Genomic DNA, 19,659 nt, shown 5'->3' with positions numbered 1-19,659 from the left:
TCCTTATATTCTCTTCTTAAAGTATTTACCTTTCCATGAGATTATTATATTGTATAATATCATATAATCATCAGATGATCTCACTGGGTCAATTCTCAAGTATTCCGAAAAAATGGCATGATCAATTTCTGTATCTTCAATTATTTGCTTATTATGCTGTATAGATAAAATATAAAATAAAAACACTGCCACTACAAGGCAATTGAATGTATCTCCATATTTTTCACTATCAAATAAACAATAATATGGCCTATTGCTCAGGATAATAATTGCCACTTGGCAGGCTTCTTTTATTAATCTATCGCCGGGTTTTGATTTTACCGCAGATTCCACGCCAGACATTTTATTCTTTACTAAACTCCACCTGCTTTCAGGTCTTTCATGTAGAATTGAATCGGCATCGACGTGATGCACTGTGGCTAAAATCTGACTAGCCTTGCCTTGCGCTCTAATTACAAGTGAAATAAATAAATCTTCTTTTTTATTGGATTTTTCAGTCATGGGCTTTTTCTTATATAATGGGAAAAATTACCCCAGTATCTTTATTATTTCTTCTCTCTCTTTTGCCCTCAGGTTGTCAATGCCGTCAAGAATTATATTTCTTAATTCTTCATTGGATGGATATTCGTTTTTATTTGATCTTATCTTTTCTTCGATCCAAATCTTAAAGCGATTTGACAAAGAAATACGATGCTTTATGGCGGCATTACCTTTCTCAGGGTAGCCATGTCTTAAAGTTACTGTGGGCAGCATTTTATTTTTACCTTTGCCGATCATAGGGCACCTAGCTGCATATTATGTACATGATATGCTAACAACGGACAAGGGTGGGAAGGCCCTCTCATGAAGAGTCAGTCTTTCCATTGGGATATATGGGGGTATAGCGACTCGACCAACAGCCCTATGTTCTTCGAAATCGTGCCAACATGAAAATGGCTGAACCCAGCCATGGAATGGCGATATGGGTGCCCTCTAAATTGCCGGCTCCTTTCATCTCTTTTGCTGCGTCCAAGGACCTGTCTCGCCACCTGCGCCGCCATGGCATATCTGATATCTGGATTGCCTTGCGTGCCTCACTCGCTCCACATAAAGTAGAGAAAGCCCGTTCTTCAACCGGCGTTCCTATCGCTTCGCCATGGTGACTTCGGGGATGATCCCAGGAGGGGGCCTTGCACATATCGCGGGTGATCATCAGCAACTACCGGTGCCTCAAGGCAGCGGACGTCCGCCTGAATGACGATCTGAACATTATCGTGGGCGACAACGAGGGTGGGAAATCCACCCTGCTGGAGGCGATCCACCTTGCACTCACCGGTCAGTTGAACGGTCGGCCGATCCAGACTGAACTCCATCCGTACCTGTTCAATGCCGAGGCAGTGGCGGACTACATCGCCGCCCTTATCGCCAAGACGCCAGCCACACCGCCGGCGGTGCTGATCGAGCTTTATTTCCATGACGACCCTGCGCTGGCGAAGCTGAAGGGGACCAACAACACCCAAGGCGACGATCTGCCCGGCGTATCGCTCTTGATCGAGTTCAACCAGGAATATGCGGAGGAGTTCAAATCCTATGTCGCGGACCCGACGCTGATCCGAACCCTGCCGATCGAATATTACGTGGTCAGATGGCGCGGGTTTGACGACAACGAACAGCTCACCTCGCGCTCGATCCCCATCAAGCCCGCCTTCATCGACGCCAGCACCATCCGCAACAACGCGGCGGCGAGCCGTTACGTCGTGGACATCATGCGCGACAGCCTGAGCAAGGGCCAGAAGGTCGACCTTGCCCTGTCCTACCGCATGATGAAGGACGCATTCCTGGACAATGACAAGGTCAAGGGCGTCAACGAGGCGCTCGCGAAGAAGAAGGGCGAAATCTCGGGAAAGGCGCTGTCGGTCTCCCTGGACACGTCGTCGCGAGCGACCTGGGAGGCAGGCGTCATGCCGCATCTCGACGATGTGCCGCTTCCGCTTGTCGGGAAGGGTGAGCAGAACGCCATCAAGATCAAGCTGGCAATGGAATCTTCCGCTGACTCGCACCTGATCCTGATCGAGGAGGCGGAGAACCACCTTTCGTTCTCGAACCTCAACGAGCTAATCAGCCACATTGCAACCAGGCGGGGCAGTCGCCAGCTCATTATCACCACGCACAGCAGCTTCGTCATGAACAAGCTGGGCGTCGAGGCGGTGATCCTGTTCCATCGCGGCAAGTCGATCCGGCTCACCGCGCTTACCAAGGGAACGCAGGCGTACTTCATGCGCCTGCCCGGCCACGATACCCTGCGGCTCATCCTGGCCAAGCGCGCCATCCTCGTGGAGGGTCCGTCGGACGAGTTAATCGTCCAGGCGGCCTATGTGAAGCAGCATGGGAAGATGCCCCTTGAGGACGGCGTCGACGTCATCTCCGTGAACTCCCTGGCTTTCCTTCGCTTCCTTGAGATAGCCGACCTCCTTGGCCGGACGGTCTCGGTCGTGACCGACAACGACGGCAAGGTCGCCGCCCTGGCCAAGAAGTATGCCGACTACGTCGGGAAGCCGAAGATCAGCATCCACTACGATACGGATGAAACCTTCCCGACGCTCGAGCCGCAGCTCTTCAAGGCAAATGGCAGGGCGGTGATCGAGAAGGTGCTCGGCAAGACGTTCGCCACGGATGACGAACTTCTGGAATTCATGAGGGAAAACAAGGCCGACACGGCGCTGAGGTTCTTCATGGCGACGGAGCCGTGGACAGTCCCAAGGTACATCGCCGATGCCGTCGACTAACCGGATCGTCATGTGCGCCGCGGGCGGCGGCAAGACCACGCGCATCGTCGGCGAGGCCGTCGGTGGTGCCGAGCGGACGCTGCTGGTCACCTACACGCGCAACAACGAGAAGGAGATCGAGCGGAAGCTCTACGGCCTGGGCCCGGTCATCCCACCCCACATCGAGGTCACAACCTGGTTCACCTTCCTGCTGCGCGACCTTGCGCGGCCCTACAGGCGCGTGATGCATGATCAGCGCATTGATGGAATTCTCTGGGAGAAGGGACGCTCCGCTCTCGGAATTCCTGCATCGAACGTTGGGGCTCATTATTTCGCGGGTGGCCGCCTGATCTATTCCGACAAAATCTCGAAGTTCATCTGTGAGTGTGATCGTCGCACAAACGGTGCGGTCATGCGCCGGCTCGCGCAGCGTTTCGACCACATTTTCGTGGATGAAGTCCAGGACATGGCCGGATACGACCTCAATGTCCTCGAACTCATCCTGAGGGCGGGGATCAAGCTGACCCTGGTCGGTGACCACAGGCAGGCTACCTTTAAGACCAACCAGAACAGCAAGAATACCTCCTTGAGCGGCGTCAATATCATCGACAAGTTAAAGGCGTGGGATAGGGCAGGTCTGGCGGTGCTGAGCTATGAACAGCATACCCATCGCTGCCACCAGCACATCGCCGACCTCGGCGACCGCTTCTTCCCCGGTGAGCCCGCCACCAAGTCGTTGAATGACGTGGTGACCGGACATGACGGCGTGTTCATCGTCGCGACCGCGAAGGTCCAGGCCTACGTGGCAGCCTTCGCGCCGCAGGTCCTGCGCTTCGATCGAAGGACGGATTGCCAGGGCCTTCCCGCGATGAATTTCGGTGAGTCGAAGGGCCTGACGTTCGACCGCGTCCTGATCTTCCCGCACGTCTCTGCAGGGAAATGGCTCAGCACCGGCCGGATCAGCCACGTCGAGAAGTCGGTAACCAAGATGTACGTCGGCGCCACGCGCGCACGGCACAGCCTCGCCTTTGTCCATGACGGCACCGTCAAGATTCCCGATGTCCAGAGGTACGAATAGGAGATGCCATGACCGGCGAGAACACTTTCGCATCCCTTCTGGATAGTGAGTTTCGTTGGCCAAAGGCCGGTGACAAGCCTTTCAGGCAATCTCAGGACTGGCAAGACAACGCGCATATTGCCCCACATGGACACGACCGGGTCGTCATGATGATGACTGGCTACAAGAGAGCCGCTGACTTGATGGTCGAGAGGGCGATTGCAGATGACGTCGACAGGTCATCACTGGTCTATCCGATCATCTTCAACTATCGGCAGTTTATCGAGCTGTCGCTGAAGTATTTGATCTCGACCTATGGCCGCACCGTTCATGTAGATGCGATCTGGGACACCCATGATCTGGGGAAATTGTGGGTCAAGCTAGTCGATGTTCTCAAGAGATATGGCCATCAGGACAGCGACGGCACCGATCTGGCCGTCGATCAGATTGTTGCTGAATTCGCGAAGATCGACTCGAATTCATACTCATATCGGTATCCTGTCGATACCAAAGGCAGGCCGATTCCGATTACTGATCGCGCAGTCGACCTCGCCGCGCTCGCCGATGTGATGAAGGCGCTGGATGGCTATTTTTCTGGGACGGACGGTTACCTGGATTCTATGCAGAGCGCCGGCCCATTATCTGAAGCAGACGGCCAATTTACGGCCATGAGAGTCAATCTGTCAGATTTTACAAATCTGTAACTGATGTCAGCAGCATACGGTTGGCTAATTTTCGAGTGGAAAATCTCCTAATGAGCCCATACTGTTATACGATAGATTTTGCAGGGCTTCCTATGCACACCCTTCCGCAAGAAACCCCGCCGGGCAAGAAGGCTCCCCCCTCTGTTCCCGGTCACTATATCTCGCCGCCTGGCCGGGGAGTTCCGCCTCCACCGCCGCCTTCGCCCCGCCCGTCGCCGCCACCGCCCCCACCGCCGCCCAAACCGCCAAAAAAGTAAGCGCACCCACGAGTGGGGCAGTGAAGGCGCACCAACTGCCCCATTTCGTGAACTTCCCGTTGCGGCCCATGATCTCGTCGTTCCTCTCGATACGGCGCTGGTAGAGCCTCGCCGATTCACAGATGGCGACGACCAAATCCCCACGCAGGTCCTCCTCGGTGAACCAAGCCTTCGGGTGGGCGCCAGCGTAGTGGAAGTCGATGGGGCGGGCCGCATAGGTCAGGAGCCCGCAGCCGGCCAGGAATACCATGCCGGCTGCCGAGGCGCCCCATCCTATGGGACTCGATAAGTTCCCCAGGAGCAACGTCGCGCCACCGCCGATCAGGCCGGTTGCAAAGGCCGCGTACATGGTGGCCATGGTCATGGCCCGCTGGTCGGCGGCGATGGCGCACTGCAGCTGCGCCGCCAGGTAGGCCTCGCCCTGCCGCAGGATCTCGCGAGCCGTTTCGTCCCGCACCCCGGTCCATGACGGCGGAGCATCGGCCGGCTTCACGATTGCCGGCCGCCGCCGCCAGACCCGGATATCCATGTCGTCCCTCATCCATTCCGCAAACCAGAACCTATCCCAGATACCTGTGATGGGGCTATTTACGAATCACTAGCACCCGGATCGGTTTCATGCCAGTATCGAACAAACCAAGAACTGCTATTTGAAGGAGATACCCCATGGATCTCAAGGCTGGTGATCTGGTCCGAGTGAAGTCGGGCGGACCGCTGATGACCGTTGACAAGGTGAGCGTGCTGGCGATGACGCAGGAGCCCGCCGTTTGGTGCGTCTGGTTTGAGAAAGACGGTAGTAGGCAGGTCGCCAAGAACGACACTTTTCCGCCCACTGTCCTGGAAATTTCCTCCAAGCCCACCGTGGGTGCCATCGCGTTGAGCCGGAGATAACGATTGATCCGCGCTGCCTTCATCGGAATCGACCGCTACGCCGACAGCAGGATCTCCGACCTGAACGGCGCGGTTCGGGATGCAACCGCCCTTTGGGCGGTCCTTTCCGATACGCTCCAGGACATGTCCGGTACGCTGATCAAAGACCAAGACGCGACGCTGGGGGCGGTCAACGCAATCCTCGACGCGACGCTCGGCGAAGCCGGCCCTGACGACGTGGTGCTCATCAGCTTCGCCGGGCACGGGACGCCGGACCATCGCCTCGTCGTCGCGGACACGGATACCAGCGATCTCGTCGCCACGACCTTCTGCATGGAGAACCTTGCCGATCGGTTCAGGAGGACGCGCGCCCGCGCCGTGCTCATGCTGCTGGACTGCTGCTTCAGTGGCGGGGCCACCGCCCGCGTCCTGGACATCGGCGTCGCGCCCCGCGCCATCGGCGTCCCGTTGGTGGACGTGGCCGGGCAGGGCAGGATTCTGTTCGCGGCATCCGCTCCCGACCAGCCTGCGTTGGAAGACCACCACACCCGCCACGGCCTTTTCACCAAGGCGGTCCTCGACTGCCTGCTCCAGGACGGCGATCCCATCAGTGTCGTGGGCATGGTGGACGACGTGGTCAAGGCGGTCCGTGCCGCGGCCGCCAGCTATGGGTATGAACAGACGCCCGTCATGTTCGGCCATGTGGAAGGGGAGCTGTCCCTGCCGGCATGTCGGCGAGGGGCGAACTTCTACGCGGCGTTCCCCGAGCGGGCACCCATCCGGACCACTGGACAGTTCGCTGAGCTGGCGGGCTACGGAATTCCGGACGAGGTCCTGCAGGCTTGGCAGAGGCGCTACCCTGCCGGGCTCAACCAGTTGCAGATCACCGCCGTCAACGAGCACAACGTGCTTGGCGGCAATTCGCTGCTGACGGTCGCGCCGACGAGCGCCGGCAAGACCTTCGTGGGCGAGATGGCCGCGATCAAGGCCGTCGCGGAGGGCCGCAAGGCCGTCTTCCTGTTGCCCTATAAGGCGCTCGTGAACGAGAAGTTCGAGGACTTCACCGACATCTACCAGGACCAGCTCCACCTGCGCGTCGCCCGATGCAGCGGCGACTGGCAGGACCAGGTCGGCGACGTGATGCGGGGCAAGTACGATCTGGCCTTCTTTACCTATGAGAAGTTCCTCGCCCTCATGATGGCGGCTCCCCACATCCTGAACCAGATCGGGCTGGTGGTGCTGGACGAAGCGCAGTTCATCACCGAGCAGGGCCGCGGCATGGTGGTGGAGCTGCTGCTGACGAACCTGATCGCGGCCCGTCGACGCGGCGTTGCTCCCCAGCTCGTCGCGCTGAGCGCGGTCATCGGGCACGTAAACGGCTTCGACCGATGGCTCGGCTGCGGACTGCTGCTGACCACCGAAAGGCCGGTGCCCCTCATTGAGGGGGTGATCGACCGGACAGGCACCTGGCAGTTCCGTTTGCCGGCGGGGGAGGTCGGCACCGCGCAGTTCCTGGACCGGTTCGCGATCCGGCAGCGGGGGGAGAAGCAGTCCTCACAGGACGTCATCGTCCCGCTCGTCAGGCACCTGGTCGGCCTGGGCGAGAAGGTCATCGTGTTCCGGAATTCCCGGGGATCGGCGAGCGGCTGCGCGAAATACCTTGCGCGTGAACTGGGGTTGCCCGCCGCCGGCGACGTGATCGCGGCCCTGCCCCAGGGCGACCCCTCGGCGATGTCCGCCAACCTGCGCGAGGTGCTTGCGGGCGGCGTCGCCTTCCACAGCAGCGACCTGAACCGTGAGGAACGCCAGGCCGTGGAGCGCGGCTTCCGCCATGGCGAAGGCGGCGTCAAGGTGCTGGTCGCGACCAGCACCGTCGCGGCCGGCGTGAACACGCCCGCATCCACCGTGGTCATCGTCGAGACGGGCTTTCCCAGCGGCGGCGGACAGACGACGCCATATGCCGTTGCCCAGTACAAGAACATGGCCGGCCGGGCGGGCCGCCTGGGATACGAAGCCCAGGGCAAGGCGATCGTCATCGCCGAGACGGTGATGGAACGTTCGCGGCTGTTCCGAACCTACGTCCAAGGACAGCCTGAGGCCATCTCGTCCTCGTTCGACGAGCACCGGCCGGGGACGTGGGTGGTCCGCCTCCTGGCCCAGGTCAAGGAGGTGCCGCGGAGCATGGTCATCGGCCTCGTCTCGGATACGTACGGTGGCTACCTGGGCCTGCTTCGTGATCCGCGATGGCGGGACGCCATGGAGCAGCAACTCGAAGGCCTTCTTGACCGCATGGTTGCCGATGGGCTGGTGGAGCAGGCCGATGACGGGATGCTGCATCTCACGATGCTTGGCCGCGCCTGCGGTGAGTCGCCGATGACCCTGGATTCGGCGCTGCATCTGGTCGAGGTCGTTCGCCAGCTCAGTCCGGAAGATGCCACCCCCGAAGCCCTTCTTGTACTGATCGAAATGCTCCAGGAGCGGGACGACGACTATACGCCGCAGACGAAGCAAGGGGAGTCAAGGTGGCAACAGGAGGCAGCGAACAGGTTCGGCTATGACATGGCCAGGGCGCTGAGACGCGGCGCCCATGCTGACCGCACGTACTATGCTCGCTGCAAGCGGGCCCTGATCGTGAACGACTGGATCAACGGCGTGCCGGTGACGGACATCGAGGAGGGCTATTCGGCGAACCCCTACTCGCGCGTTGGCCATGGCGACATCCGCGGATACGTGGACGGAAGCAGGTACATGCTGGAAAGCGCGGTGCGGATCGCATCCATCGTGCTGGAGCGGCCAACGGACGAAGAGCGGGTGGAGGCCTTGTTCCGCCGGCTTGATATCGGGATTCCCGAAGCCATGCTGCCGATGACACAACTGAAGCTCGAACTTACACGTAGCGAACTGCTTATGCTTTGGCGGGAGGGTGTTTCCACGCCCGAGCAAGCAGTGACAACCACGGTGGCTGGCCTTGAGCGTTTTATCGGAGGGAAGGGGACACGGCTGCATCAACTGGCGACTACGTTTTGTAATAAGGGGATTTGAGCCGCTGGGGGCCAACAGGTCCAATTTGACCTGAGTGCTGTGCTATTCAAATGGTAGCAGGCTCCATGAATCATGATGTAAATGGTAAATTGGCATGAAATCTACGTGACGCATTAGGTTCATTATGCGTAAATCACATTCAAGTGTCGATTTTTAAGAGCATTTCAATACAAGAATATGCTCTTTTGCATCTTTTGGAGCTATCATGATCCTTGTCGTCGCAGATAGATTTGATGTTCATGCCGATAAAGTAATTGAAAAGATTAAAGAATCCGCGGGAAGCGTTTTCCGTCTGAATATAGATATGGAGTCGCTGCAAGATACTATCGTACATTATAATTTTGACGGTATTGGTATTTTTCAAAATAATGAATATATTCATACTGAAGTTGTAAAAGCGGTGTGGATGCGTCGATCTTATGTTGAGATACCTTTTGAGATGCAGACCGATTCTGTATCTCAGCGTATCTGGAAGGGGGAGTGGAATAAGTTTATTTCCGGTATTTTTTATTTATTAAGATCTGCGAGATGGATGAATGATCCTAGGCGGGCATTTCCAGCAGAAAATAAGTATATGCAAATGGATGTGGCCAGAAGGCTTGGTTTTTTAGTTCCGAATTCCGTTGTATCCAACGATAAAAAGAAAATATCTGAATTTGTTGGGGATTCTCGTTCTATTACAAAGATGATGAGTCAACAATTGTACAAAACAAATGACGGAATAATGGGTATATATGCAAATATATTGGAAAAAGATGACATAGAAAGTTTTAATATTTCTGGAGAAAATCCGATTTTCGTTCAAAGCTATATAAGCAAGAGTTATGAGGTTCGATATACTGTAATTGGAAATGACCATTTGGCGTGCCGTATAGATTCCCAAGCCTCTGCCGAGACACGGATCGACTGGCGACGTTACGATCTTCCCCGCACACCACACAGCCAGATTGAAGTGCCGTTGGAAATCCGCACTCGCGTTGATGCCCTTATGATGGAGCTCGGATTAATCTATGGTGCTTTGGATTTCGTTGTCGCTCCTGATGGTCAGTGGTACTTTTTAGAGGTTAACCCGATGGGACAGTGGCTTTGGATTGAGGACCTAACCGGGCTTCCAATCTCTAGCGCTATCGCTAACTGGCTGAGAGGGAGAATTGAATGAGTGTTTTCTCTGAACGCTTTCTTGAAGCGCCGAGAGCCCAGATACCTGTGCCACTCGACCAATGGAGTTGGAAGCCGCATTCAACGGACCTTGGCGAAATTTACGCAAGCGGCGGGAAGACTACTACCCGTGCTTCAACTTACGCATCCGAAAAGGACAGCAACGAGGATACAGACCGCCCCAATGAGGGGCCGTGATGCTGACATCCAAAAGGCTGTTCTCCTGTGTTGATACGGATTGAGCATCGCCAGGAGAATGTTTTCGTAATTACTTATCGGCTGGGATTTATTCCCGGCCGATTTTGTCTTTAAGTTATAAATATGAGTTTTGTGTTTTTATAATTATTTAGAATTGCGTTGAAATATATCACTTCGGCTTGGCCCCGTTCGCCCGCCGATAGTCCTCGACCATCTTGTCCGTCACGTCCGCCGGAAAGCAAAGCGGCGCATGGCCACCCGGCTTGCTGTAGGCGCTCCGCTTCCCGCACCGGCTGCCGTTGGCAGCCGTGTTGTAGGGGCAGGGGCAGTTGCCGGGATAGCTGGCGATCGACTGCTGGATCAGCGCCTGCCGGATCTGCTCGTCGGTCTGGCTGAGCGCCATGGCCGGGATTGCCGGCATGGACACCAGGACCGCCAGCAGGCCGGCATGGAGAATCCGCCTCATCCTCTTTCCTCCTGCCCTCGCCATGGTCATGGACCGGCATTCCGCACATATGGATTGAAGTTGCCCTGGGCGGCCTCGATCCGTCGGTCCCGGAGCCGTTCCCAGTCATCCACGGGATCGGCGAGAGACCACAGCTTCAGGACGGCCAGGTCGGCGTCCGAAACCGACACCCCGTAGGTGTCGATCATGTACAGCCAGATGCGGGCAAGGTCGCCGCGCACGGACGGCGGCGGCTCGATCCGCTTCGGGTCCCCGCCGACCTCGAACTCGCACCGCCCGTACTTCCTGGGGTTTCCCGCCACCATGCCGTAGGCGTGGTTCGACCGGACGACGTTCAGCAGCGCGACCGACGGCACGAGGTTGTGAAGGTCCGCCTCCACCTGCTTGAATTCGGGATCGGTACGCTTGCAGCATTCCCGCCCCTCAACACCGGGCTTGCACCCGACCTTGGCCCAGCAGGACCGCTTGTTGCCGAAGAACCAGGCCGGGACGACATGCTCCCAGTCCAGCCGCGTGGCGATGGATGAACTGCTGACCAAGCCGCACCCGGCCTTGTCGATCACGCCCCCCGATTCATTCTTCGGCGTGTAGCTGCATGCGCAATAGTAGTCGACGGGCCGGCTGGCATGGATGCTGTCCCGGGCGACGACCTTCGCCTTGTCGAAGTTCGCCAGCGGACGGGTGGGACGTTGGCCCAGCGCCGGGATGGCGCCGAGTAGCAGGATCAGCACGCCGATCAACGCACGGCAGGACATATCCACCTCCATCCCGGATTGATCGGAGCATAGGCCGGTTTTCGGCAGGGCGCATATGAACGGCTTCACGGCGCTCCGGCGAGTTGGGCCGCGGGGAGGGGGATGGCCATCGACAATCGGCAACCGAGATGTACGCCGGAACCGGTCATCTCATGGGCCGTATTTGCAAATGGCATTTCCAGTACGTCGAACGCCATGGCATAGTCCCGAGTGCCGTCAAAGGGAGTGATACCCCGGAGACGGTGCGCACGACCAATGCGCACACGAGGCTTCCCGCTATGCCGGGTGGCCCCACGGACATACAACACCTACGGGAAAACCGTGGGGGCGCATCCTCGTGTGCGTGTATCACCCGCCCGGCACCAGCTGGGGTGGGAGAGGTGCGCTCGCTCGCCACGAGGAGACGAGATGTCCACCGATACACCCTTATCGCACCCCAGCGGCTGCCCATGCTGCGCCGCCCTGTCCAGCTTGGACAACCTCCATGCCGCTGGAACCTCCCCGACAGTCCAGTACCCGTCTGGCCTCCACACCGACCGCATCTCTGATTCCGATATCGACGCAATCCTGTTCGCGCGTTCCCAGGTTTCGGGCGGAGTATTCGACTACGGCCTCGCGCGCTGGAACATCGACCTTGCGGTTGGCAAGGGCCTCACACTCAACCAGATGCGCAACAGCGACATCGGAATGGGCACCGGCGTCGAGCTCAAGTATCTCTTCCCGACTTCGAACCCTCTTACCTCGAACCATCCCGTGACCGGGCCCGCCTCGAGCTTCCGGGCTGTCAACTCGTCCGAAAGATCCATCATCCTCGACGAACTCGCGAAATTCTCCTCCGTGGCGAACATCAAGTTCACCGAGGGGACCGAGAACACCGGAAAAACCTTGTCCATCGTGACGACGCGGTTCGTGACGGATTCCGGCTTCGGCAATGCACCGGGGGGCGTCTCCCTCGCCGTCGATGGCGCCGGCGCCGTGAGCTCGCTCACTTTCGGGGCCGCCGACGGGGACGTGTTCCTCGACAGCAAGCTGCTGGACAGCCTGCACCAGGATGGGTTGACGTCAAGCGACCGGGCGACCATTGCGATGATTGTCCGGCATGAGGTCGGACACGCGCTGGGCCTCTCCCACCCCTTCGGGCACACGACGAACCTCGACCTTGCCAAGCAGGTCAAGATCGTCACCGTGATGTCGTACACCGAAGCAGCAAACAACACATACGGAATCGATGCGACGGGCAAGGGGCTGAACGTGGAGTTCGGCGGCCTCGGCCTCCTGGATATCCTTGCCCTACAGAAGCTGTACGGTGCCAATCACAGCACCGCGGCTGGCGACGACATCTATTCCTGGAACCAGGCGACGGGCTTCAAGGAAGTGATCTACGATGCGGGCGGGAAGGATACCATCGACCTTTCCGCATCCACCATGCAGTCGCATATCGACCTGACGCCGAATTCCTTTTCGAGCATCAATCTCCGCGTCTCCGCCGCAGAAATCGCGACCAATGTCGATCCACGCTTCAATTTCCCACTGTGGACAAACCTCATCAACTATCGGGGTGAAGACAATCTCGGCATCGTCGGCACCATCGAGAACGTCCGCGCCGGGGCCGGTGACGACAAGATCAACGGCAATTCGGTGGACAACGAGATCTTCGGCGGCACGGGTGCCGACAGCGTCTGGGGCGGCGCCGGTGACGATCGGCTGATCCTTGGAGTTGGGAATGACCATGTCGTTGCTGGCGGCGGCAACGACTCCGTGGATGGTGGCGCCGGTGTGGACGTGGCCGGACTGTTCGGCCCGCGCTCCAGTTACACCGTCACCCGCCAGGCGGACGGTTCCCTAAAGGTGTCAGGCCCGGAGGGTGCAAACGACACCTACCAGGGTGTCGAATTTCTCGCCTTCAATGACGGCGGCAAGGTCGGGCTCTGGATGAACACCGATCTGAAACTGGGCGGCTTCGACGAGGGTTTTTACCTGGCAGCCAACCCCGACGTGGCCGCCGCCGTCGAGGCCGGTGGGTTGCGCAGCGGCTGGGAGCATTATAATGCCTTTGGCAAGGCCGAGGGCCGCCTGGCCACCTTCCTGTTCGACAAGGACTACTACCTGTCGAAGAATGCCGACGTGAAGGCGGCCGGCATGGATGCCTGGACCCATTTCATGAACTACGGCTGGCGTGAGGGCCGCGACCCGAGCGTGTACCTGGACGTTTCAGCTTACATGGAGGCGAACCAGGACCTGAAGGCCGCCGGCGTCAATCCGCTGAGCCATTACATGCAGTATGGCCAAGGCGAGGGTCGCCTGCTGGTCGCCACCGAGGACCTGAACTTCGATTGGACCTATCTGGGCTGACCTGACGCCAGCGCCAGCTTCGCCCAAACGAGCAATTCCTTTTTAAGAGGATGCGATCAATGCACGCTTCCACTCGCGTAAAATCTGCTTCTGCTGAGCCAATTTACGACTTCAAGACCTCCAAGGACGGCGACAGCGTCGTAATGGACGTTTTCGTGAAGCAGTCGTCGGCGGCTAAGATTTTGTCCTGCTTCATCATCCTCATCCCGTCTTTGATCGTGATTGATCCGACGCGCGGAAAGTCTCTTTATTTGGCGATCCCGTGCATCGTCTACTTGATCTATCTACTCGCCCGGCGTGGCAAGAACGTTGTGACAACCCGCATCGTAATCGATGCCAACCAGATTTCGGTGCCAAGGATCAAGAAGACGTTCGATATCAAGCATGTACGGTCAGTTGGCTGGGGACCGACGGCATCTGCGCAAGGTAGCTCTCAGACGGTCGTCGTCGGCTCCAATCCTGGTTTGGCGCTTTACGCCGGCGCACAGAACGTCGGCCAGATGGCCGGGGAGCATGTGAGACATAAGTCTGGGTACTGCATTTATGCGGTCTATGGCTCGCGGCGCGAAATTCTCGTTGCCGGCTTGCATGAGCATGTTGTCGAAACGATCTACAATGAGTTCAAGAAGAACCTAGCAGCATGCGGTCACGCCTATTCGTGACCGTTGCCATCGGTGGGGGCATAGAAGGCCGAGCCAATAATTCCAAGATCAGGATGAACGAGCCATGACGGGCGGTAGGGTCACCTACCAGCCCGTCATGGCTCGTCGGCAGCCTCCGCTCATTAGCTGCCAGCATCGGTTTCACTGTCCGTGGCGATCCGCTCCATCGAGCGCTCGAAGAGCAGCCACCCGCCTACGATCCCACCGACCCCCAACGGTAGAAACACCTCCGCCATCCAGAAGGCCGAGGCCACCAGGGCAGCCGCGCCACCGATGAACGCCGCGACGGACGCGACGGCCAGCAGCATGGCGGTCCGGGAGATGCGCGGCGGGAACCTCATCTGACCTGTACGGAGACCGGGCAGTGGTCCGACACCCGATTCTTGTCGGCCTTCTCCGTCTCCTTGTAGACAAGCACGCCGAAGGTCTTGGGATCGACGCGGCCGGCGATCGGGCCGCCAAGCACCAGCTGGTCGATGAAGTCGGGGTATTCCCCGGACCAACACCCATTTGCTTTGCCCTCGGTGGCCAGGGCCAGCGGGGCAGGGCCGTCGTCCAACACCTTCCAGAGCGGGTCCTCTCTGTTGAGCCGCCGGTTGAAGTCGCCAGCGACAAGCAGGGAGACGCCTTCCGTCTGCCGATCGTCGATCCACCGCGCGACGATCGGCATCTGGTTCGCTATGACAGGGCAGGCGTCGTTCTGGCTTTTCGGACTGAAGCATCCGGATTTCAGGTGGACGGCGAGGGCGCGCAGGTCGCCGGAGGGCAGGTGGAAGACGACGTCGACGCCCTTGCGCAGCGAGCGCGGCTGCCCGTCGAGCAGGTCCAGCGCGGCCACGTCGGGCATCCGCGTGTAGCGGACGGTGCGGCGGATAGCCCAGCCAGCCCTCTGGAAATCCGTTTCGTCGCCCAGGACGATGTCGTACTCGGCCGTGTCGAAAACCTTCGCTACGGCCTCGGGGGTGTCGACCTCCTGCAGGGCCACGATGTCGGCGTCGAGCTGGCGGGCGTACGCCTTCAGCAGTGTGAAGTCCGCGTCGGTCCTCTGGTAGATGGCCTTCTTCGGGTCGACGTCCGGCCCGTTGATGTCGGCGGCGCGCAGGGTGAGCCAGCCAAGGTTCCAGGTGGCTATCTTCACCTCCTTCGCCTGGGAGGCAGTGGGGAGGGCGGACAGCAGGGCGGCGAGGAGGAAGGGCAGGCTGCGGCGCATTCGGAACTCCTGGGATGACGCAGAAGCAGTACGACCAGGGCTACCGTTTCCTTCGTGACCGTTCAACCGTGGCCCGGAATTTTTTGGCGCCTGGAAAATGTTCTTATTTTGTTCTATGCTCGACGACAGCACGGAGGTCGTCATGGACGAAGTCGAAGAGGGCGGGGGAATGCAGCCCCATGCCATATCGGCGGAGGAATTCGCCAACAGCCCTTTCAGGTTGATCGCTACCAAGCGCCGCTGCCAGGGCCTGGCTCCGCCGCATGAGAAGGCGCCGACCGCAGCCAAGCCGGAGAGGCCCATGATCTGGGATTGGGGCTGACTTCCGTCATGTCGGGACCAACGGCCGTTCACCTTGCTGCGCTGGCGCTCCCTGGAGGAGTTGGGCGTGATGGGCACCATCCCCAGCCGCTTCCTTGAGGCGCAGCAGCTCCCGAAAATACGTGATCGCGAAAAGGCGCAGCGCGCCGGCGAGGGACGTGTCGCCCCGCCGGCCGTCGATTTCCGTGACCACCTGGGAAAGGCTGCATCCCTCGCGCTGTGCGATATGGCGCAGGCCTTCCCATTCCGATTTCCGAAGGCGGATGCTGGTCCGCTGGCTGCCGATGTAGATGTTGTGGACCTCAGATCCTTGGTCCAGCTTCATTTCGTCCAGTACGGGATCATCCTTCGTAATAATCGTGCGGCGGCGGCTAAGAGGCGGCATCTGACTCTCCATGATTGTTTTTCTTCTTGTATGTTATCCTATTGAGTCAATCGCGCCAGTGAACTACTTCACCGACCAAGTCCGGCATGCGGCGCCCGGGTCGCCGGCGACATGGCAATGGCAGGTGAGGTTCCCACCGCAGCGTGTGTTTTTTTGGTTGACATCACGCCCTCGGCTGAATGAGCATAGGCCTATGAAGACCTATCATCTCCACCATGCTCTCCGTTTGACTGCCCCGGTGGCCTTTTCGGCCATGTCCACGGCGTTGGAAGAGATATGCTGCGCCGCGTAGGCGCAGGGGATCGGTCGTTTTCCTAACACCCGCCCTTAGCGACCTGCGCCAAGCGTAGCCGCCTTCGCACGTTCGTGCCGAAGGCCCGACGACACTTGGACAAGGCAGGTTCCCATGTCCTTTTATCAGACTTCCCGGCCGCCATCTGCGTTGGCTGCCGCAGCGGATGCGTACCACGCGAAAATCGTGAAACATCTCGACCCCGCGCCCAACGGGGCGGTCGAGGTCGAACGTCCGGCCCCCCATATCGCCACGGCGGCGGTCCTGTTGGACCGTGCGTTGGCGGATGCCCCCGACATCGCCGCGGCGCTTTCGAGGCGCGGTGGGTCCGTCATTGTCGTTGAAGCGCCGTCGGATTGGGTACAACCGATCGCACATGCGGCCAACACGCGCGTGGATGCTTGCATCATGCGCGAACTGGGACTGGAAGCAGACGCCACGGGCAGCCAGATCGCAGCCGATCCCGACGAGTTCGATAGCCTCGGTGACGACGAAGAGGGTGCAGACCGGCCATCCCTTTTGCGGGAGCAGCCGGACGACAGGTGGTTTGTCATCGAGGCTGCCACCCAACGCTCGCCGGACACCCTCAATTGCCTTGAAGGGGCTGCGCTGCGGGCTCTTGAGAATGGGAAAGGCGTGCTCGTGGTGGTGGCGCCCGACGCTGCCATCCCCACGATCCTCGACAGCGGCGCGGATTACCGCCTGTCCATTCCCCGATTGGATGGAATGGCATTGGCGGATGCCGCGGAGGCCGCGTTCGGAACCCGGCCGGCGGTATGGGTGCAGGACCAGCTGTGCAGGCTGCTCATGCCGATCGATTTGCGGTTCGCCCATCGCCCAGGCGAAGGCGCCGACCGGTGGATTGATCGCCTGGCACAGCTGGCGGAGGCGAAGGTTCGCGTTCCGACCGCAGAAGGCCCTACCCTGGACGACCTCCATGGGATGAATGAGGCCGTGGAGTGGGGACGTGAACTGATCCGCGACCTGACGGACTACGTCGAAGGCCGCCTGCAGTGGTCGGAGATCGACAAGGGGTGCCTGCTTATCGGCCCTCCTGGCTGCGGCAAGACGACGTTCCCGCAACGGTTGGCGATGACGGCCGGGCTTCCCTTGATCGTCGGCTCGTATGGAGCGTGGCAAGCCCATGGACACCAAGGGCACATGCTTCGGGCCATGGAAGAGACCTTCGCACAGGCCAAGGCGAGTGCGCCGTGCATCCTCTTCCTTGACGAGTTGGATTCGGCCCCCGACCGATCGAAACAGCAGGAGGGCAGGAACAGGGACTATTTGATCCAGGTCGTGAACCGCCTGTTGGAACTCCTTGACGGATCTGCTCGCCAGGGCGTGGTCGTCGTAGGGGCTGCGAACCGCCTCGACATGGATCCCGCGATCATCCGGCCGGGTCGGATCGACCGGATTTTCCACATCCAGGTGCCCGATGAGGATGAGCTCGCGGGGATTCTGCGCGAGCATCTCGGTGATCACCTTCCCGGCGTCGATCTCATGGAGATCGCAGCAGCCGGCCTCGGAGGGACGGGGGCCGATGCCGAATGCTGGGTGAAGGGCGCCAAGCGCCGCGCCCGCCGCGCCGCCCGCCCGATGGTCATCGGCGACCTTCTTGCCGAGGTCTCCCCCGCGCCGGAGCTGGATCTTCCGGCCCACTATTTACGCAGGGTGGCCCTCCATGAAGCCGGGCATGCTGTTGTCGGAGCGGTCGAACTGCCCAGCCAGCTGGTAACGGTGACCGTCCGGCAGAACCGTGCCGGCGCCCATTTCAGGCCGGCCGCCATGGAAACCGGTGGCTCGATGCGGGCGATGATCCGCACGCTTCTGGCCGGCCGTGCCGCCGAGGAGATCATCTACGGATCGCCGGCGAACGGGTCCGGCGGACCTGCGGAGAGCGACTTGGCCAAAGCCACCGCCTTGGCCGCGGAGATGCTGGGCTGCCACGGTTTCGGCTCCGGCCTCGCCTGGAAGGGCCACGTCAACATTCAGACCGTCGCCTCTGTGCTGCGTCATGATCCGGCCCTTGCCGCCCAGGTTGAGGCCGAGCTTGCCAGACAGTACCGGTCTGTCCAGGATCTGCTCCGCCGGCACCGACACGTATTGGATGTCGTTGCCGATTTGCTCCTCGATCGCTGCACCCTGACCGGGGTCGAGGTGGAGGAGATCGTCGCCTCGATGTCCCATGACGCTGGAGCCGTGCAATGAGCAACGCCCACGCCAACCACCGCACCATTATCCACTCCACCGAGCACCACCCGGCGCGCCACATAGGCTGAGCGTTGCTCTGCCTACCCGCCACCGTCGGGGTCTGGGTTTCCGAACGCCGTCGTTCCTGACGGCGCCGCCCTCCCTTTGCCCCGATGGCCCCTGAGTTCAGCCAACGATGAGCTGACCATGCGCCAAATCCTTATTGCACAAGCTGTCCATCGCCGCCGCCATGGCCTTCCGGTCGCGGACACGTTCGCCAATGCGGATTGCGCGCTTCATCCCGACCTGCCGGTTGCGGGCCAGATCGTCGACGGGGCCTGGATTCCCCCTGCGGAATCCACTGCCTCGCGGATGCCCGCTATCAACAGCCATGCATCCTGCAGGGGGACCGTCGTGGACCGTTCGTCCGGCCGGATCCTCGTTTACGAAAGCACTCTGGAGAGGAACCTTGCGTACATCCTCCTTGCTGACCGGCGCGTCGCCTGCGTCTACGACCAGCCGCCAGCGGTGGAATTCATCAAGCTTGACGGCATGCCGGGCCGTCACACCTTCGACTTCATCGCGGTGACCGCTTCCGGACGCAAGGTTGCCTATGCGGTGAAACCATCCGCCAGAATCCATCGGAGCGGCATCCTCGAGACGATTGCCCTGATCCGCCGCCAGACCGGCACGGCGGTTGCTGACAGGTTCTTCGTCATCACTGAGGCGCATCTGCCCCCTGACAGGGTGTCCAATGCGCGTTGGATCCTGCGTGCCAGGGCCGTCCGCAACAACAGCGACGTCGAGGCCGTGGCTGCGGTCCTCGCGGACCTGCAGGGAAGCGTCGGCATCCGCGACCTCGCCGCGCTTTCCGGGCTTCCCCCGGCGCGGGGCTGGAACGCTGCCGTCTGCCTGATCGACGAGGGCGTACTGAAGCTCACCAGGGGGCCGATCAGCGACGAAGCCCTCGTTTGCCGTTCCATCGCCGCTTGA

General features: G+C 59.8%; 19 protein-coding genes. 11 read left to right on the top strand and 8 right to left on the bottom strand.

Annotated features, from left to right (window positions below; all coding sequences use genetic code 11):
* Positions 1-3 precede the first annotated feature (3 nt).
* Positions 4-501 carry a hypothetical protein gene (locus tag AC1Q7F_RS03880; protein WP_492503993.1) on the bottom strand — a complete coding sequence of 166 codons (498 nt, stop codon included), beginning with the start codon at positions 499-501 and terminating at the stop codon, positions 4-6.
* Between the two features lie 27 nt (positions 502-528).
* Positions 529-777 carry a hypothetical protein gene (locus tag AC1Q7F_RS03875; RefSeq protein WP_492503991.1) on the bottom strand — a complete coding sequence of 83 codons (249 nt, stop codon included), beginning with the start codon at positions 775-777 and terminating at the stop codon, positions 529-531.
* Positions 778-1,169: 392 nt separating this feature from the next.
* Between AC1Q7F_RS03875 and AC1Q7F_RS03870 the strand changes: the two genes are divergently transcribed.
* From AC1Q7F_RS03870 to AC1Q7F_RS03860, 3 genes are read left to right on the top strand one after another with little or no spacing between them, the layout of a single operon-like run.
* On the top strand, positions 1,170-2,765 hold the full coding sequence (locus AC1Q7F_RS03870; RefSeq protein WP_492503989.1) for an ATP-dependent nuclease: 1,596 nt from the start codon (positions 1,170-1,172) through the stop codon (positions 2,763-2,765).
* Positions 2,752-3,822 (top strand): UvrD-helicase domain-containing protein, encoded by a 1,071-nt coding sequence (locus AC1Q7F_RS03865; RefSeq protein ID WP_492503987.1) that lies wholly within the window; start codon positions 2,752-2,754, stop codon positions 3,820-3,822. The genes AC1Q7F_RS03870 and AC1Q7F_RS03865 overlap by 14 nt, the downstream gene beginning before the upstream one ends.
* Positions 3,823-3,830: 8 nt before the next feature.
* The gene (locus AC1Q7F_RS03860; protein ID WP_492503985.1) at positions 3,831-4,505 is read left to right on the top strand and encodes a HEPN domain-containing protein; all 675 of its coding nucleotides are present in this window, start codon (positions 3,831-3,833) and stop codon (positions 4,503-4,505) included.
* A 90-nt stretch (positions 4,506-4,595) separates the two neighbouring features.
* Here AC1Q7F_RS03860 and AC1Q7F_RS03855 read toward each other — a convergent pair whose 3' ends face one another.
* Positions 4,596-5,291, bottom strand: a complete 696-nt coding sequence (locus tag AC1Q7F_RS03855; protein WP_492503983.1) for a hypothetical protein — start codon at positions 5,289-5,291, stop codon at positions 4,596-4,598.
* A 137-nt stretch (positions 5,292-5,428) separates the two neighbouring features.
* Between AC1Q7F_RS03855 and AC1Q7F_RS03850 the strand changes: the two genes are divergently transcribed.
* From AC1Q7F_RS03850 to AC1Q7F_RS03840, 3 genes are all read left to right on the top strand, one after another.
* A complete protein-coding gene (locus AC1Q7F_RS03850; RefSeq protein WP_492503981.1) occupies positions 5,429-5,653 on the top strand; it encodes a YodC family protein in 225 nt (74 codons plus the stop codon).
* 3 nt (positions 5,654-5,656) lie between these two features.
* Entirely contained in the window at positions 5,657-8,674 is a 3,018-nt protein-coding gene (locus tag AC1Q7F_RS03845; protein WP_492503979.1) for a DEAD/DEAH box helicase, read from the top strand.
* A 205-nt stretch (positions 8,675-8,879) separates the two neighbouring features.
* Entirely contained in the window at positions 8,880-9,833 is a 954-nt protein-coding gene (locus AC1Q7F_RS03840; RefSeq protein WP_492503977.1) for an MvdC/MvdD family ATP grasp protein, read from the top strand.
* A gap of 366 nt (positions 9,834-10,199) precedes the next feature.
* Here AC1Q7F_RS03840 and AC1Q7F_RS03835 read toward each other — a convergent pair whose 3' ends face one another.
* Both AC1Q7F_RS03835 and AC1Q7F_RS03830 read right to left on the bottom strand, forming a co-directional pair.
* Complete coding sequence (locus tag AC1Q7F_RS03835) at positions 10,200-10,496, bottom strand: hypothetical protein (RefSeq protein WP_492503975.1); 297 nt, start codon at positions 10,494-10,496, stop codon at positions 10,200-10,202.
* Positions 10,497-10,522: 26 nt separating this feature from the next.
* Positions 10,523-11,251 carry an endonuclease gene (locus tag AC1Q7F_RS03830; RefSeq protein ID WP_492503974.1) on the bottom strand — a complete coding sequence of 243 codons (729 nt, stop codon included), beginning with the start codon at positions 11,249-11,251 and terminating at the stop codon, positions 10,523-10,525.
* 408 nt (positions 11,252-11,659) lie between these two features.
* Here AC1Q7F_RS03830 and AC1Q7F_RS03825 point away from each other — a divergent pair, with 408 nt between their 5' ends.
* Complete coding sequence (locus AC1Q7F_RS03825) at positions 11,660-13,603, top strand: hypothetical protein (protein ID WP_492503972.1); 1,944 nt, start codon at positions 11,660-11,662, stop codon at positions 13,601-13,603.
* A gap of 59 nt (positions 13,604-13,662) precedes the next feature.
* Positions 13,663-14,265 carry a hypothetical protein gene (locus AC1Q7F_RS03820; RefSeq protein WP_492503970.1) on the top strand — a complete coding sequence of 201 codons (603 nt, stop codon included), beginning with the start codon at positions 13,663-13,665 and terminating at the stop codon, positions 14,263-14,265.
* A gap of 122 nt (positions 14,266-14,387) precedes the next feature.
* Here AC1Q7F_RS03820 and AC1Q7F_RS03815 read toward each other — a convergent pair whose 3' ends face one another.
* Complete coding sequence (locus tag AC1Q7F_RS03815; RefSeq protein ID WP_492503968.1) at positions 14,388-14,573, bottom strand: hypothetical protein; 186 nt, start codon at positions 14,571-14,573, stop codon at positions 14,388-14,390.
* 29 nt (positions 14,574-14,602) lie between these two features.
* The gene (locus tag AC1Q7F_RS03810; protein ID WP_492503966.1) at positions 14,603-15,475 is read right to left on the bottom strand and encodes an endonuclease/exonuclease/phosphatase family protein; all 873 of its coding nucleotides are present in this window, start codon (positions 15,473-15,475) and stop codon (positions 14,603-14,605) included.
* A 142-nt stretch (positions 15,476-15,617) separates the two neighbouring features.
* On the opposite strand from AC1Q7F_RS03810, the gene AC1Q7F_RS03805 reads away from it, so the two are divergent.
* Positions 15,618-15,797 (top strand): hypothetical protein, encoded by a 180-nt coding sequence (locus tag AC1Q7F_RS03805; protein ID WP_492503964.1) that lies wholly within the window; start codon positions 15,618-15,620, stop codon positions 15,795-15,797.
* Between the two features lie 6 nt (positions 15,798-15,803).
* Here AC1Q7F_RS03805 and AC1Q7F_RS03800 read toward each other — a convergent pair whose 3' ends face one another.
* Positions 15,804-16,193 (bottom strand): ribbon-helix-helix domain-containing protein, encoded by a 390-nt coding sequence (locus tag AC1Q7F_RS03800; RefSeq protein ID WP_492503962.1) that lies wholly within the window; start codon positions 16,191-16,193, stop codon positions 15,804-15,806.
* 394 nt (positions 16,194-16,587) lie between these two features.
* Here AC1Q7F_RS03800 and AC1Q7F_RS03795 point away from each other — a divergent pair, with 394 nt between their 5' ends.
* Positions 16,588-18,684 (top strand): AAA family ATPase, encoded by a 2,097-nt coding sequence (locus tag AC1Q7F_RS03795; RefSeq protein WP_492503960.1) that lies wholly within the window; start codon positions 16,588-16,590, stop codon positions 18,682-18,684.
* 189 nt (positions 18,685-18,873) lie between these two features.
* Complete coding sequence (locus tag AC1Q7F_RS03790; RefSeq protein WP_492503958.1) at positions 18,874-19,659, top strand: PDDEXK family nuclease; 786 nt, start codon at positions 18,874-18,876, stop codon at positions 19,657-19,659.

This window comes from Niveispirillum sp. GW835-FHT14G11 (genome assembly GCF_058793615.1).
Note: the sequence above shows the minus strand (reverse complement) of the source record. Positions and strands in the feature narration are given on the sequence as shown.